Genomic DNA, 13,514 nt, shown 5'->3' on the forward strand with positions numbered 1-13,514 from the left:
CCGGAGAAATTCATCGGTCGCGCGAAAATTTCGGTGGACGCGACCGTCCCGCCGGCCGGTCGGCGGGACGGATCGCCCGGGATCAGGTGGGCGAGCCGGCGGCCGCACCGGTCGCCAAGTCCGCACCCCAGTGCGCGATGGCCGCGTCGAGGTCCAGTGGATGGGGCCGCATATCTCCGGATTCGGGCCAGTCGGCACGGGGCACCCGCCACATCACCTCGAATTCGATCCCGTCCGGGTCCTTGGCGTAGAACGACTTGGACATGAGGTGATCCGAGGCGCCGACCAGAGCGTTCCTCGACTGCAATCGGCGGCCGGTCTCGGCCAGCTCGCCGAGGGTGCCGACCTCCCAGGCGAGGTGGTACAGGCCGACGTTGCCCGGTTGCGGACCGGCCGCCTCGTCGCCGAGTGCGAAAAGTCCCAGGTCGTGGTCGTTCTCGGTATCGGACGCGCGCAGGAACGCCGCCCGGCCGGGAATGTGGTGGGCGACGACGAACTGCAGGGTGTCGGTGTAGAAGTCGACGGCGCGGTCGACCTCGCGGATGTAGAGGACAGCGTGGTTGAGTCGGCGCACGGCCATGGAGTGACCCTTCTGTCTGTGCGTACCGCCGAGGCGGACTGGTGGTGGCAGGAGTCTGTCAGAGTGCGGCGGCGACGGCGTCGTGCAGCGAGGTCGCGGGGCGGTTCAGCAGCCGGCGCAGATCACCGTCACGATCGAGTTACGCGGGTGTCCGTGCGCGGAAGAGAGCGCGATGAGCGGCCGGGCTGGTGCCGAGCAGGCGGTGGAAGTGGTGCCGCAGATTCACCGCGGTCCCGAAGCCCGCGTCGGCGGCGACGCTCTCCATGGTGTCGTCGGTTGTTTCCAACAGCAGCCGCGCGCGATCGGCGCGCTGGTGCAGCAGCCATTGCTGCGGGCTGTCGCCGGTGCGTTCACGGAACCGGCGGGTGAAAGTGCGCCGCGACATCAGCGCGGAGCGTGACCAGGTGTCCAGGCCGATCGGCTCGGCCAGCCGCGTGCGCGCCCAGACCATGGCTCGCTCGATGGGATCGTCGTCGGCGGCCTCGGGCACCGCCACCGGAATGAACTGGGACTGGGATCCGCTGCGGTGTGGTGCGAGGACGAGTCCGCGGGCGAGTTCGGCGGCGACGCGGCTGCCGAGGTCGGTGCGGACCATGTGCAGGCAGCAGTCGAGGGCGGCGGCGACACCGGCGGAGGTGATGACGTCGCCCAGATCGGACCAGAGCATATCCGCCCGCACTCGCACGTCCGGGTGCGTGCGGGCCAAGCGCTCGGCGGCGGACCAGTGGGTGGTGATCTCCCGGCCGTCGGCGAGCCCGCTGGCGGCCACCAGCCAGGACCCCAGGCACAGCCCGACTATGCGCGCGCCGCCGGCGTGGGCGGCGCGGAGGGCGTCGAGAAGAGGTTCCGGCGGAACAGCGTCGCGCAGCCAGCTCGGAGCGATCACGATATCGGCGCCGGATACCGCCTCCAGGCCGTTCGGCACCGAGATATCGAATCCGGCCGCGGTGGAGAGCATGCCGGGTGTCTGCGCGCAGATGCGGACGTCATAGGGCCAATCCACGGCCTTGCCGACGCCCGCCCGGCCGAATACCAGGGTGGGCACCGACAGATGGAAAGGGCTGATGCCGTCGAAGGCGATAACCGCCACGGAGATCATGGCCCGATATTAGCGGTACATGGCCACCGGGCCACTGTTGCGGACCGATCCCGGCGTCGAGACTGATACTCATGACGAACACGATCGCTCGCACCACTATCGAGGCACTGCACATCGGTGGACCGACGCTGCGCTTCCGGTACGCCGGCCTGACCTGGCTGACCGACCCCACCTTCGACGCGCCCCGCGACTACCCGGGCTCGGTCGTCCTGCGCAAACTCGACGGCCCCGCGATAGCGCCGGAACAGGTCGGCACGGTCGACGTGGTCCTGCTCTCACACGATCAGCACGCCGACAACCTCGACATCTCCGGACGCGAGTTCCTGACCACTGTGCCGACCGTGCTGTCCACCCCGGACGCCGCCGAACGAATGGAAGATGTTCGGGGACTGCGCAATTGGGAGACGGTCACCGTGGGTGGCGTGGAGGTGACCGGCGTGCCCGCGTTGCACGGACCTGAGGGCTGCGAGCCCTTCAGCGGTGTCGTCACCGGATTCGTGCTGCGGGCCGCGGACGAGCCGACGGTGTACGTCTCGGGCGACAACGCCTCGGTGGACGTGGTCCGCGAGATCGTCGAACGCGTCGGACGGATCGATATCGCGGTGCTCAATGTCGGCGCCGCCAATGTCGGCCGGTTCGGCGATACCGATGTCACGCTCAATGCCCGGACCGCGGTACAGGCCGCGGAACTGCTGAACGAGGCGGTGATCGTCGCGGTGCACGGTGAAGGGTGGTCGCATTTCTCGGAGACCCTCGACCGCCTGGCCAGCGCATTCGACCACGCGGGCCGCCGCGCGCAACTGGTGGTCCCACCGCGGGGCGAGTCCATCGATCTGTGAGCCTTTCCGGTTCCGCGGCTTTCACCACTGGCCGGGCATACGAACGGCGGGGACAACACCTATTGCCGCCGCCGTTCGTGGACAACTCGCCCGATGTGCCGTGACCGATCGCGGCCGGCCACGAGATCAGAAGTTCCCGGACATCCTCCCGTAGACGACCAGCAGGATCAGGTTGCCCACCGAGATCCCGACCGACGCCAGCCACTGGAGGGGCCAGTTCTTGCGCATCACGACGAAAGTTGCGGCGATACCCGCGAATCCGGCCGCGCAGTAGAGGACCTTCCACACGACGCCGTCCGAAGTCAGGCCGAGCACCGCGGTGATCGACGACAAGACCACGGCGGCGACCAGGAATTCGTTGCGCAACAGCCCTTCTGCCAGCAGAGTGCCGAGGCGATCGACGGCTACAGCCGCCGCACCCGGACGTCTCGAGCGACGCGTATATCCCATGCCCAAACCCCTTTCGCTACGGTGCCGCAGCATCGGCGGCGGCGCCTGTGTCCGCTGTTCAGAGTCCGAAATGTCCTACACATCGGGTGACGCCGATAACGCGAATCCTGCTGGTCAGAGCACCGGGCAGGCCGAGCCGAGATCCAGACCGGAGCCGACCTCGACCTGGAGGGATTGTGCACTGTCGATATTCACGGCATGCAGGTTGTGCGTGCCGGGTGTCTCCGGGGTCCATGTCGCGGTGGCCGTACCGGAATCCCCCACGAGTATCGCACCGGGTGGATCGAATGAGCCCTTTTGACTGTCATAGAAACTGACGTATTCACCGACTTCCGCGGTGGCGGTGGCGGTGTAGGAGCAGTGGGTGCCGTAGGGCGCCGACGAACTTCCCGAGCCGCTCCCCGGAGCCAACTCGAAATCGGTGATCGCGGCGGGCGCGGGGGTCGCCGCGGCGACGAGCGCGACTGTCAGCGCGCCGATTGCCGACGACGCGGTGAGGAAGGTCCTGCGGGAGCGCAACATCAACGATCCTTTCCGGAGACAGCGGATCGAGCGGAACCGCCGGCACCCGGGCGGCAGTATTCGGCCGGGATCGAGCGGACAGCGCGAGCCGGGGTTCGCGCACACTCGCGACCTGCCCGGGAACGCATCCATCACGCTACCGCCGGTCCCCGCGGACGCTGACCGTTTTCCCAGTTCCGGTTGCGTACGTTGCCGGCTGCGCCGCGAGCAGCGCGCGACCTTCCCGGCGTTCGAGGTCCGGTAGCCGCGCACCGCGCTACGGTCTGCGCATGAGTTCTTCGCACTGGACCGCGGCCGATCTGCCCGAATTCGACGGCCGGACTGTCGTCGTCACCGGCGCCAACAGCGGTGTCGGCTTCGGGACGGCGACCGCGTTGGCCCGGGCCGGGGCGCATGTGGTGCTCGCCGTTCGCGATATCGACCGCGGAAACGACGCCGCGCGCCGCATCGGGGGCAGCAATGAGGTCCGGCGGCTCGATCTGGCCGATTCGGACTCGATCCGCGAGTTCGCCGCGGAATGGGAGGGCGAGATCTCGATCCTGGTGAACAACGCCGGAGTCGCGATGGTGCCCGAGGGCCGGACGAAAGACGGTTTCGAAATGCAATTCGGAACCAATCATCTCGGCCATTTCGCTCTCACCAACCGACTGCTGCCGCATATCACCGATCGCGTGGTGAACCTCGCCTCCGGAGCGCATCGCGTGGGCACCATCGATTTCGACGACCTCGATTTCGCCGAGAGCGGCTATCGCCCGGTGCAGGCCTACGGCCGGTCCAAACTCGCGAATCTCCTGTTCACCCTCGAACTCGAGCGGCGGCTCCGGCGGGCGGGGTCGGCCGTCCGTTCGCTGGCGGCGCATCCCGGTTACGCGGCCACCGAACTCGGCACCAGGGACCGCAACAAGTACCTGGTCGGCATCGTGCACCTGGCGGGGCGCTATTTCGCGCAGCCCCCGGAGAAAGCGGCGCTGCCGACTCTCTTCGCCGCCACCCAGGATCTTCCCGGCGCGAGCTATGTGGGGCCGGACGGGCGCAACGAACTGCACGGCTACCCGACTCTGGTGGGCCGCTCGGCGCAGGCCAGCAATGTGCAGACCGCGCAGCGCCTCTGGGACGTCTCCGAGGATCTCACCGGGGTCCGGTTCGGCCTGGCTTGAATCCGGCGGCCGTAGTCGGTGCGCAGTACAGGTGACTGCCTGCGGTCGCCGGCCCGTGGTCGGTCATCCGCCGAGATCGTCGAACGGGACACACAGCGGTCCGGCCTGCGCCGGAGCGTGACCGCGCTGTTGAACAATGAGTGCTATCGACGATCACCGTGCCGCAGCGATCAGCACGGGATCTCCCGACCACGAGAAGGAGGCTCCCGATGTCGTTCACCGAAGAAGAGATCAGCTATCTGCGGTCCCAGCCGCTCGCGCGAGTGGCCACCGTCGACCCGGACGGGCAACCCGACGTCTCCCCGGTGGGCTACGAGTTCGACGGCGCCCATCTCTACATCGGCGGCCACGACCCGGTGCGGACCAGGAAGTATCGCAATGTCGAACGCGGCAACACGAAAGTGGCTGTCGTCATCGACGATCTGGTGTCCACCGACCCCTGGACCCCGCGGTACCTCCGGGTCTACGGCACCGCCGAACTCGTGCAGCGCGAGGGACAGTTCGGGCCCGCCCCCTATATGCGGATAACCCCCACCGTGTCGTGGAGTTTCAATCTCGCCGGACTCCCTTTCACCGACCGAGATATTCAGGTGCGGCGCACCGACCACACCCCCGCCTGAGCACAGTCGACCCGGGCACGAGCACCACCGCCATGCCCCGGTTCGGCGGACACCAGGAGAAGACCACCCGGGAGATCCGGCTCACCCCGCGACCGAGCTGAGACCCGCCGACGCTCACGGACGGCGGTCCGGGCGGCGACGACCTGTCACGATGCACGCGGAGTCCGGCGCAGCACCAGCAGGTACGCCTCCGCGGCCGCGCGCTGCGCCAGCCCGGTCAGCGGACCGCCGAGCCGGGTCAATCGGCTCGCCGGACGGGAGAAGGCGGTGATCACGCCGTACACGGTGTCGGTGTCGGTGTCGTATTCGACGGCGAAGAGTTCTTCGCCGCTCTCCGGATGTCCGGGCAGCGTGCCGTAGGCGAAGCCGATCCGTTCCGGTTCGTCCAGGACGTACACGACCCGGCACGGTGCGCGGAGCCCGAACCGGGCTACCCCGAGCACGACGGTGACCTCGGCGCCCGGTTCGGCCTTCGGTGTCTGCGCGTCCTCGAGGATGCCCAGACCGCGCTGTATCCGATATTCGAGCACCGCCGCACCCAGCCGGCGGAATTCTGCTTCGCCGTGCCCGAGCACGCGGCGAAGCCGCAGGTGGTGGTACCCCGGGGGCAGCTCCCGGCGGGTCGCGCCGACCTCGGCGTAGGTGAAGGAAGAGGGGTCGGACCGAGCGTTCATACATCGATCCTCGTCGTCGGACGCCTGCGGCGCGAGGCTCGGCCGACAATCTTCACCCGCGTAGGATCGTCGGTACGGGTCCACTCGCCGAGGAGGCTGGAGATGACCGGCAGCCCACGCTCGATCGCGGAAAACGATATAACCCTCCCACCGGGTGATGATCAGGAGCGGTTCGCCGGCTACGGAGTGATGGGGATGCCGTTCGCCGGCGGCCACTACCTGGCGCTCCGACATTTCCCGGCCAGCTCGATCGGTGCGGGGTACGACGCGGTATGGCATCGCGATCCGGCCGGCTCCTGGGTGATCTACAGCAGCGTTCCCGCAGCGGCCAGTTGTGCCCGCTATTTCGGTTCGGCGCTCGAAGACTCGCGGGTCGAAGACATCTCGGTGACCTGGACCGGCCCTTACGCGCTCACCGTGGAGATCCCGGACAGGCTCGTATGGGATCTCGAACTGGGCAGATCGGGGGCGACGGCGGCGATGACGGGGCTCGGTCGCATGCTGCCCACGGCGCTGTGGCGCAACCCCGCCGTCCTGTCGCTCATGTCGCGAGTCGCGGGTCCAGCGCTGGGTGTCGGGCGGGTTCGGCTCAGCGGCACTTCACCGAACGGTCAATGGTTCCGGGCCAGTCCGCGGATGCTGTGGACCGTCGAGAACAGTCGCGCGCGGATCGATGGAATCGATATCGGTCCACCGGGGCCGTTGGCCGAGCAGGCGAGGCTGGGTGAATTCTGGCTGCCGCAACGCGGAATGTTCGTGGTGGGCGAGTCATATTTCGAGCAATACGATTCGGCGCGACACCGGACGGCCCGACCCGGCCGCACCTGACGACTACCCCCATCCGGGTATCAGGGGCGGTGTCAGGTCGGCGTCAGGGGAGTATCAGGCCCGGTGCCGATAGTTGGTCTCATGACGAAGAACAGCACATCCTCGGCTCCCGCCACCGCCTCGGCGTGGACGGGCACGGTGCCGGTCGACGACACGTTACTGGCGGTCACCGATTCCGGCGGTTCCGGCGTCCCCGAGGACGCTGTCGCCGCCCAGGGCGAAGAAGCTGTCGTCGGCGCCCACCTGCGGTACGCCCAGCACCTCGACGAACAGTCCCGCCATCAGGATCTCCCGGGGAGTGACCCCACCGCCGATCAGGGCGCCGCGAACCACACCGGCTAGCAACCACCCGAGCCCAGGCGCGCAGCCATCGGCCGACCCGCCCGCTCGACCGATCCCCCTTTCACACAACAGTTCCCGAAGGAGCACCACCATGTCCATCACCCTCACCGACCAGGACAAAGCCACCATCCGGACCGCCGCCTACGGCGCCGTCTCCCTGCTGGCCGCCGCCGCTGACAAACCCCACAAGACCGCCACCAACGGTTCCACCGCCCTGTACTCGGCCACCGGTGTGGTCGGGCACGTGCTGGCCGCGAAGTCCAAAGACATCCAGCTGACCGGCAAAACCGTCGCCGAACTCGCCGACCTGGTCCTGCCCGCGCTGACCGCGGCGGTGGCCCTGCTGCAGAAACAGGATCCGGCCGAGGCCGACAACTTCCGCGGCACCGTCCGCGTCGCCATCGACGCCGCCCGGGCCCACGAGAGCCGGCCCGGCCCCGTCACCGCCGAGATGGTCCGCAAGATCACCGCGGCCCTCGACGCCGCCTGAGGTGACGCCGACTCGCGCAACCGGTGCCGGGCCGGGGCCGGGTTACCCACCGCCGGAAGCACTGTCGTGACCCCGTATCGCCGTCATCGCGGGTAGCCGTCGGGAACCGATTCCGGACCAGCCGCATCCAAGTTATCGAGGGGGCCACCGGGCTCGACTCGTACAGAACGAATCAACGGATGGAGCCGGAAATGATCAGGTCGACGATTCATGTGGGCATCAGGGCAGTCGCCGCCGCCGCGATAGCCGTGGCGGGCCTGGGTGCGGTCGCTGTCGGAGCGGGCACCGCGTCGGCGACGGGGGCAGGTGGCGGAGGGTGTCTCGCGAGCCGGGTGTTCGAACATGAAAACAGCTACACGCACACGTGCGTCACCGCGAACCAGCCGGAGTGCAGAACCTGGGCGTCGAACACGGCCGCGGCGACCGGAGGGATCATCGTCGACGGAACGTGTGTGTACGTCCAGGAAGGCCTGGGCGGCTGGCCCCACCCGGCCGGGTTCTACGGCGCGGTGGGCGTCGCCAAATAGCCGTCGGACCTCGGCGGGCGGGCTGACACGACCGCTCAGCCCGCCCGCCGAAGACCGCACGGCTCCGCCGACACGATCAGGGCATCGGATCGGAACTGCAACGGATTGCCGAGGTCTACGACGGATTGCTGGGTCGACGACCTCTCGGAATCAGAAGTCTCTGCGCTGCCGGACGCTGTTCGCGAAGGTATCCCACACGGCCGGAGCGAATACCAGGGCCGGGCCGGAAGAGTTCTTCGAATCCCGCACCCCGACCTGCCCGTCCGTCAGCCATGCCACCTCGACACAATCGGTCTGCCCGCCGCTGTAACTGCTCTTGAACCACTTCGTCCCGGATAGATCAGTCGTCACGCCTCGTACTCCCTTGCAACATGCCTCAGCAGTTCCCGCGAGCGCATTTCATCGTGTGCAGCAGTTCCACGTACATGTTGAACGTCGGATCGCTGTAGAGCCCCGCGAAAGCCGTGTACCACGATGTCACCTTCGCCTGTGCGGCCAGATCCAGTGCGCGCACGGTTTCCTCGCGGGGCACTTCGTACAGCTCGCACAGTGCGCGCACATCGATCGTGCGGACCTGAATGCGCACGCGCCGAGACGGTTTCAGCCGCGCCGGGCCTCCAGCGCTTCGTGCAGTGTGACCGCCCACTGGTGGACGATCTCTTTGCGGCGGACCGAATCGTCGGTCAGGACATCGGCCAGGCCCAGCCCGCGGGCCAGGTCCAGCGTGGCTTGGACCAGGTGGTGGGTGACCGGGTCGGAATCGTCTACGCCGAGGGCCTTGACCGCGCGGCGGTGGGCGCCGCGGCCGAAGCGAGCCTCCAGCGGGACGATGCGTTCGCGGAGTGCCGGATCGGCGGCGGCGTGGGTCCAGACCTGGAGGGCGGCCTTGAACAGAGAACTGGTGTAGGACTCGACCAGCCCGGCGACCACCGCCTCGGTGCGGGCCAGACCGGGTTCGGTGACCGCCGCCGACACCGCCTGATCGGTCCGGGTGTCGAACATATAGGTCAGGGCGGCGGTGATCAGATCCTCGCGAGTGGGGAAATGGTGCTGCGCCGCGCCACGCGACACCCCGGCCCGTTCGGCGACCACCGCCACGGTGGCGGCTGCCCAGCCTCTTTCGGCCAGACAATCGATGGTCGCCTCGAGGAGACGCTGCCGGGTGGCCCGGCTGCGGTCCTGTTTCGGTTCGTGAGGTGTCGCCATAACGGGCTATTCTGCCGAGCGCGTATCGGCGGCGGAGACGGCCCAGCGGGGTGGGCGACGCTGGAGGAACGCGGTCATACCCTCGATCACTTCCTCGGTCCCGAAGAAGCTTCCCGAGCGTGCCGCCAATTCGTCGGCGGATCGGTCGAATTCGGCGAGGATCCCGGCCGTGGTGAGGCGCTTGCTCTCCGCGAGCCCCTGCGGCGACCCTTTGCGCAGTTCGTCCACCAGCTCGGCCACCCGGGCGTCCGGGTCGCTGGTCGCCAGGGTTATCAGACCGATCCGCTCAGCGGTGTCGGCGTCGAACTTCTCACCGGTCAGGAAGTACCGGTCGGCGGCTCGGGGAGCCATCCTGGGCAACAGGGTCAACGAGATGACGAACGGGGCCAGCCCGAGGCGGGCCTCGGTGAGCGCGAAACTGCTCGCCAGGCCGGCGACGGCGATATCGCATGCCGCGAGCAGCCCCATGCCACCGGCCCGGACGTTCCCGTTCACCCGCGCGATCACCGGTTTCGGAAGTTCCAGGATCGCGCGCAGCAACCGCACCATCCACTGGGTGCGGATATCGGCGGCCGCGGCAGGGTCGGCGGCCACCGCCTCCTTCAGGTCGGCGCCCGCGCAGAAAGTGTTGCCGGTGTGGGTGAGGACCACACCGCGTACCCGCGGGTCCGCCGCGGCGCGATCCAATCCCGCCAGGAGTTCGGTCACCAGACGAGCGGAGATGGCGTTGCGGTTGTGCGGGGAATCGAGGGTGAGGGTGGCGAACCCGTCCTCGACGGCGTAGCCGACAACACGTTCCGCGGTATCGGTTCCGGTCACGGCGGTCCTGCCTTTCTTGCTGGAGTGAGCCCGGGCCGAGGCGCCCGGCCCGCCCGGTATTCAGTAGGACTTCGGCAGGCCCAAGGAGTGCTGGGCGACGAAGTTGAGGATCATCTCCCGGCTCACCGGCGCCACGCGCGCGATCCGGGCGGCGCCGAGCATGGCGGCCAAACCGTATTCGGCGGTGAGGCCCGCGCCGCCGTGGGTCTGGATGGCCTGGTCGAGTGCTTTGATACTGGCCTCGGCGGCCGCGTATTTGGCCATGTTCGCGGCCTCGGCCGCACCCATCTCGTCACCGGCGTCGTAGAGCGTGGCGGCCTTGAGCATCATCAGCCGGGCCAGTTCCAGCTCGATCTTCACCTGGGCCAGCGGATGCGAAATCCCCTGGTGTGCACCGATCGGGGTCTTCCAGACCGTACGTTCCTTGGCGTAGTCCACGGCCCGGTCGAGGGCGTAGCGGCCGACCCCGACCGCCATGGCCGCACCCATGATCCGTTCCGGGTTGAGACCCGCGAACAGTTGCATGAGCGCGGCGTCCTCCGTACCGACCAGAGCGTTGGACGGCAACCGGACATCGTCCAGGAACAAGGTGAACTGGTGGTCCGGTTCGATGATGTCCATTTCCTGCGGGGTCTTCTCGAACCCGGGCGCGTCGGTGGGGACGATGAACAGGGCGGGCTTGAGCTTGCCGGTCTTGTGGTCGGAGGTGCGGGCCACGATCAGGACCGCTTCGGCCTGGTCGACACCGGAGATGAAGATCTTGCGGCCGGTGAGCAGCCAGTCGTCACCGTCGCGGCGGGCGGTGGTGGTGATCTGATGCGAATTGGAACCGGCGTCGGGTTCGGTGATACCGAAGACCATCTTGGCCGAACCGTCGGACAGTTTGGGCAGCCATTCGGACTTCTGCTCGTCGGTCCCGTACTTGGTGATGATGGTGCCGCAGATAGCGGGCGAGACCACCATGAGCAGCAGACCGGCGCCCTGGGCGGACAGTTCCTCCATCACCAGCGCGAGTTCGTACATACCGGCGCCGCCGCCCCCGTATTCCTCCGGGAGGTTCACCCCGAGGAAACCGAGCCGCCCCGCCTCGTCCCACAGTTCGTCGAGCGGTTCGTTGTTACGCGCCTTCGGCAGCACGTAATCGCGGTAGCTGTACTTGGCGGCCAGGGCGGCGACGGCGGCCCGCAGCTCTTTTTGTTCGTCGGTTTCGATGAAGCTCATTGCTCACTCCTGGTTTTCGGCGGCGGGGTCGACCACGGCGAGGACTGCGCCGACCTCGACCTGCCGGCCGACCTCGACGTTGACGGCACTGAGCACACCGTCCGCGGGCGCGGCGATGGTGTGCTCCATCTTCATGGCTTCCAGCCACAGAATCGGCTGTCCGGCGGTGACGGTGCTGCCGACCTCGGCGCCGATCCGGATGACGCTGCCCGGCATCGGCGCCAGCAGCGACCCGGTCGCGACCTGGTCGGCGGGATCGGTGAAGCGGGGCAGTCGGCGCACGGACACCGGGCCGAGCGCGGAATCCACGCAGACGAGATCGCCGTAGCTGGCGACCGCGAACTGCCGCCGCACCGGTCCTTGCGCGCTGGGAACCGCGAGCACGACCTGATCGGGGGTGGCGCTGATCAGCTCGATCCCCTCGAAACCGGCCACGGTCACACCGGATCGGGTGAACCGGTAGTCGATCTCGTGCGTACCGGTGGTGCGGCTCTCATAGGACTTGCGCTGGGACTGCGCGGGTAGATTGCGCCAGCCGCTGGGCGTGCCCGCGACTACGGTGGCGCTTGTCCGGTTGGCGGCCGCGTCGGCGAGCGCGGCCGCGACAACCGACAGTTTCTCGTCGTCGGGGTCGAGCAACGGCGCGGCGAGGGTGTCCAGACCGTGGGTGGCGAAGAATGCGGTGTCGGTGTCACCGGCGAGGAACGCGGGATGGCGCAGCACCCGGACCAGCAGGTCGCGGTTGGTGACCAGCCCGTGGATCCGGGCCCGCTCGAGGGCCGCGGCCAGCAGCCGGGCCGCTTCGGCGCGGGTGCGGCCGTAGGAGATGACCTTGGCGAGCATGGGGTCGTAGTGCACGCCGACCACCGACCCGTCCACGACACCGGAGTCCAACCGCACGCCGGGACGTTGTAAGAGATCGAATTCGGTTGCTACCGAAGGTATTTCGAGACGCTGCACGGTGCCGCTCTGCGGCTGCCAGTCCTGCGCCGGGTCCTCGGCGTAGAGGCGGATCTCGATGGAATGTCCGTGCGTGGCGGGTGGTTCGGGATCGAGCCGGGCACCCTGGGCGATCTCCAGCTGGAGCGCGACGAGATCGAGCCCGGTGGTGCATTCGGTGACCGGGTGCTCCACCTGCAGCCGGGTGTTCATCTCCAGGAAGTAGAACTCCCCGGTCTCGTCGGCGAGGAATTCGACCGTTCCGGCCCCGGTGTAGCCGATCGCGGTGGTGGCCTGCCGAGCCGCGTCGAACAGCCGGGCGCGCATCCCGATTCCCTGGCGAGGCGATGTTTCCCGGACCGCCTCCGGTGTCGATGCGGCGGCCTCCCCGACCGCACGCGGGGAGCCTGCAAGCTCACGCACCGCTCCCGCCTCCAGCACTGGGTCGAGCGCAGCGTCGATCCGCTCGACCAAGGGAGAGGGCGCCTCCTCGACCACCTTCTGGTGTCGCCGCTGGATCGAACACTCGCGTTCGCCGACCGCCCAGATCGTGCCGTGCGAATCGGCCAGCACCTGAACTTCGATATGGCGGCCGGTTTCGAGGTAGCGCTCGCAGAAGACGGTCGGATCGCCGAACGCCGATTCGGCCTCCCGCCGGGCCCCCGCGAGCTGGTCGGGGAGCTCGGCCAGCGTGCGCACGACCCGCATGCCACGGCCGCCGCCGCCGGCGGACGCCTTGATCAGGACGGGCAGTTGCTCCTCGGTGACCTCGTCCGGATCCAGTTCGGCCAGCACCGGCACCCCGGCCGCGTCCATCATCTTCTTTGCCGCGACCTTGGAGCCCATCTCCTCGATGGCGCTCGCCGGCGGTCCGATCCAGACCAGCCCGGCCGCGGCCACGGCCCGCGCGAATTCGGCGTTCTCGGAGAGGAAGCCGTAGCCGGGATGGACCGCGTCGGCGCCCGCGGCCCGCGCGGCGGCGATGATCAGATCGGCGCGCAGGTAGGTCTGCGCCGGAGTGTTGCCGGGCAGCCGGACCGCCGCGTCGGCCTCCGCCACATGCGGGGACTCCGCGTCGGCGTCGGAGTACACGGCGACGGCGCCCAAGCCCATCCGGCGGCAGGACGCGAAGATCCGGCGGGCGATCTCACCGCGATTGGCGACCAGGACGCTGGTGATGAGTTGCTGCGAATTCGACACG

Annotated in this window: 18 protein-coding genes; 6 read left to right on the forward strand and 12 right to left on the reverse strand. The window is 68.4% G+C overall.

Annotated features, from left to right (window positions below; genetic code table 11):
• Positions 1-82 precede the first annotated feature (82 nt).
• Both OG804_RS20900 and OG804_RS20905 read right to left on the reverse strand, forming a co-directional pair.
• On the reverse strand, positions 83-580 hold the full coding sequence (locus OG804_RS20900) for a VOC family protein (protein ID WP_328389031.1): 498 nt from the start codon (positions 578-580) through the stop codon (positions 83-85).
• Between the two features lie 139 nt (positions 581-719).
• Positions 720-1,679 carry a GlxA family transcriptional regulator gene (locus OG804_RS20905; protein ID WP_328389033.1) on the reverse strand — a complete coding sequence of 320 codons (960 nt, stop codon included), beginning with the start codon at positions 1,677-1,679 and terminating at the stop codon, positions 720-722.
• Between the two features lie 71 nt (positions 1,680-1,750).
• Between OG804_RS20905 and OG804_RS20910 the strand changes: the two genes are divergently transcribed.
• Entirely contained in the window at positions 1,751-2,518 is a 768-nt protein-coding gene (locus OG804_RS20910; RefSeq protein ID WP_328389035.1) for an MBL fold metallo-hydrolase, read from the forward strand.
• A 126-nt stretch (positions 2,519-2,644) separates the two neighbouring features.
• Here OG804_RS20910 and OG804_RS20915 read toward each other — a convergent pair whose 3' ends face one another.
• Together OG804_RS20915 and OG804_RS20920 are read right to left on the reverse strand one after the other, a co-directional pair.
• Entirely contained in the window at positions 2,645-2,968 is a 324-nt protein-coding gene (locus OG804_RS20915) for a hypothetical protein (protein ID WP_328389037.1), read from the reverse strand.
• A 114-nt stretch (positions 2,969-3,082) separates the two neighbouring features.
• Positions 3,083-3,490 carry a hypothetical protein gene (locus OG804_RS20920; protein ID WP_328389039.1) on the reverse strand — a complete coding sequence of 136 codons (408 nt, stop codon included), beginning with the start codon at positions 3,488-3,490 and terminating at the stop codon, positions 3,083-3,085.
• Positions 3,491-3,753: 263 nt separating this feature from the next.
• Between OG804_RS20920 and OG804_RS20925 the strand changes: the two genes are divergently transcribed.
• Positions 3,754-4,647, forward strand: coding sequence for an oxidoreductase (locus tag OG804_RS20925; RefSeq protein ID WP_328398573.1), 894 nt, complete (start codon positions 3,754-3,756; stop codon positions 4,645-4,647).
• A 209-nt stretch (positions 4,648-4,856) separates the two neighbouring features.
• Positions 4,857-5,267, forward strand: a complete 411-nt coding sequence (locus OG804_RS20930) for a PPOX class F420-dependent oxidoreductase (RefSeq protein ID WP_328389041.1) — start codon at positions 4,857-4,859, stop codon at positions 5,265-5,267.
• A 146-nt stretch (positions 5,268-5,413) separates the two neighbouring features.
• Here the strand turns inward: OG804_RS20930 and OG804_RS20935 are convergent, their stop codons facing one another.
• Positions 5,414-5,941 (reverse strand): DUF1990 family protein, encoded by a 528-nt coding sequence (locus OG804_RS20935; protein WP_328389043.1) that lies wholly within the window; start codon positions 5,939-5,941, stop codon positions 5,414-5,416.
• Positions 5,942-6,043: 102 nt separating this feature from the next.
• Between OG804_RS20935 and OG804_RS20940 the strand changes: the two genes are divergently transcribed.
• Positions 6,044-6,769: a hypothetical protein gene (locus OG804_RS20940; RefSeq protein WP_328389044.1), complete on the forward strand. Its 726-nt coding sequence runs from the start codon at positions 6,044-6,046 to the stop codon at positions 6,767-6,769.
• A 156-nt stretch (positions 6,770-6,925) separates the two neighbouring features.
• Here OG804_RS20940 and OG804_RS20945 read toward each other — a convergent pair whose 3' ends face one another.
• On the reverse strand, positions 6,926-7,240 hold the full coding sequence (locus OG804_RS20945) for a phosphopantetheine-binding protein (protein WP_328389045.1): 315 nt from the start codon (positions 7,238-7,240) through the stop codon (positions 6,926-6,928).
• Between OG804_RS20945 and OG804_RS20950 the strand changes: the two genes are divergently transcribed.
• The gene (locus OG804_RS20950) at positions 7,203-7,601 is read left to right on the forward strand and encodes a hypothetical protein (RefSeq protein ID WP_328389047.1); all 399 of its coding nucleotides are present in this window, start codon (positions 7,203-7,205) and stop codon (positions 7,599-7,601) included. The two genes, OG804_RS20945 and OG804_RS20950, sit on opposite strands and share 38 nt — an antisense overlap.
• A 191-nt stretch (positions 7,602-7,792) precedes the next feature.
• Positions 7,793-8,128 (forward strand): hypothetical protein, encoded by a 336-nt coding sequence (locus tag OG804_RS20955; RefSeq protein WP_328389049.1) that lies wholly within the window; start codon positions 7,793-7,795, stop codon positions 8,126-8,128.
• Between the two features lie 150 nt (positions 8,129-8,278).
• Here OG804_RS20955 and OG804_RS20960 read toward each other — a convergent pair whose 3' ends face one another.
• From OG804_RS20960 to OG804_RS20985, 6 genes are read right to left on the reverse strand one after another with little or no spacing between them, the layout of a single operon-like run.
• The gene (locus tag OG804_RS20960; protein ID WP_328389051.1) at positions 8,279-8,479 is read right to left on the reverse strand and encodes a DUF397 domain-containing protein; all 201 of its coding nucleotides are present in this window, start codon (positions 8,477-8,479) and stop codon (positions 8,279-8,281) included.
• Between the two features lie 25 nt (positions 8,480-8,504).
• The gene (locus OG804_RS20965; protein WP_328389053.1) at positions 8,505-8,714 is read right to left on the reverse strand and encodes a hypothetical protein; all 210 of its coding nucleotides are present in this window, start codon (positions 8,712-8,714) and stop codon (positions 8,505-8,507) included.
• Positions 8,715-8,728: 14 nt separating this feature from the next.
• Complete coding sequence (locus OG804_RS20970; RefSeq protein ID WP_328389055.1) at positions 8,729-9,334, reverse strand: TetR/AcrR family transcriptional regulator; 606 nt, start codon at positions 9,332-9,334, stop codon at positions 8,729-8,731.
• Positions 9,335-9,340: 6 nt separating this feature from the next.
• A complete protein-coding gene (locus OG804_RS20975; RefSeq protein WP_328389057.1) occupies positions 9,341-10,153 on the reverse strand; it encodes an enoyl-CoA hydratase family protein in 813 nt (270 codons plus the stop codon).
• Positions 10,154-10,213: 60 nt separating this feature from the next.
• The gene (locus tag OG804_RS20980; protein WP_328389059.1) at positions 10,214-11,374 is read right to left on the reverse strand and encodes an acyl-CoA dehydrogenase family protein; all 1,161 of its coding nucleotides are present in this window, start codon (positions 11,372-11,374) and stop codon (positions 10,214-10,216) included.
• 3 nt (positions 11,375-11,377) lie between these two features.
• On the reverse strand, positions 11,378-13,513 hold the full coding sequence (locus tag OG804_RS20985; protein ID WP_328389061.1) for an acetyl/propionyl/methylcrotonyl-CoA carboxylase subunit alpha: 2,136 nt from the start codon (positions 13,511-13,513) through the stop codon (positions 11,378-11,380).
• Position 13,514: the final 1 nt, after the last annotated feature.

Origin of the sequence: Nocardia sp. NBC_00416, from assembly GCF_036032445.1 — a bacterium.
In the GTDB taxonomy this organism is placed as follows: domain Bacteria; phylum Actinomycetota; class Actinomycetes; order Mycobacteriales; family Mycobacteriaceae; genus Nocardia.

What these genes read in the sequence shown, in the direction of transcription:
- OG804_RS20900 (WP_328389031.1), bottom strand. Translation starts at nt 580, where the DNA reads ATGGCCGTGCGCCGACTCAACCACGCTGTCCTCTACATCCGCGAGGTC.
- OG804_RS20905 (WP_328389033.1), bottom strand. Translation starts at nt 1,679, where the DNA reads ATGATCTCCGTGGCGGTTATCGCCTTCGACGGCATCAGCCCTTTCCAT.
- OG804_RS20910 (WP_328389035.1), top strand. Translation starts at nt 1,751, where the DNA reads ATGACGAACACGATCGCTCGCACCACTATCGAGGCACTGCACATCGGT.
- OG804_RS20915 (WP_328389037.1), bottom strand. Translation starts at nt 2,968, where the DNA reads ATGGGATATACGCGTCGCTCGAGACGTCCGGGTGCGGCGGCTGTAGCC.
- OG804_RS20920 (WP_328389039.1), bottom strand. Translation starts at nt 3,490, where the DNA reads ATGTTGCGCTCCCGCAGGACCTTCCTCACCGCGTCGTCGGCAATCGGC.
- OG804_RS20930 (WP_328389041.1), top strand. Translation starts at nt 4,857, where the DNA reads ATGTCGTTCACCGAAGAAGAGATCAGCTATCTGCGGTCCCAGCCGCTC.
- OG804_RS20935 (WP_328389043.1), bottom strand. Translation starts at nt 5,941, where the DNA reads ATGAACGCTCGGTCCGACCCCTCTTCCTTCACCTACGCCGAGGTCGGC.
- OG804_RS20940 (WP_328389044.1), top strand. Translation starts at nt 6,044, where the DNA reads ATGACCGGCAGCCCACGCTCGATCGCGGAAAACGATATAACCCTCCCA.
- OG804_RS20950 (WP_328389047.1), top strand. Translation starts at nt 7,203, where the DNA reads ATGTCCATCACCCTCACCGACCAGGACAAAGCCACCATCCGGACCGCC.
- OG804_RS20945 (WP_328389045.1), bottom strand. Translation starts at nt 7,240, where the DNA reads ATGGTGGCTTTGTCCTGGTCGGTGAGGGTGATGGACATGGTGGTGCTC.
- OG804_RS20955 (WP_328389049.1), top strand. Translation starts at nt 7,793, where the DNA reads ATGATCAGGTCGACGATTCATGTGGGCATCAGGGCAGTCGCCGCCGCC.
- OG804_RS20970 (WP_328389055.1), bottom strand. Translation starts at nt 9,334, where the DNA reads ATGGCGACACCTCACGAACCGAAACAGGACCGCAGCCGGGCCACCCGG.
- OG804_RS20980 (WP_328389059.1), bottom strand. Translation starts at nt 11,374, where the DNA reads ATGAGCTTCATCGAAACCGACGAACAAAAAGAGCTGCGGGCCGCCGTC.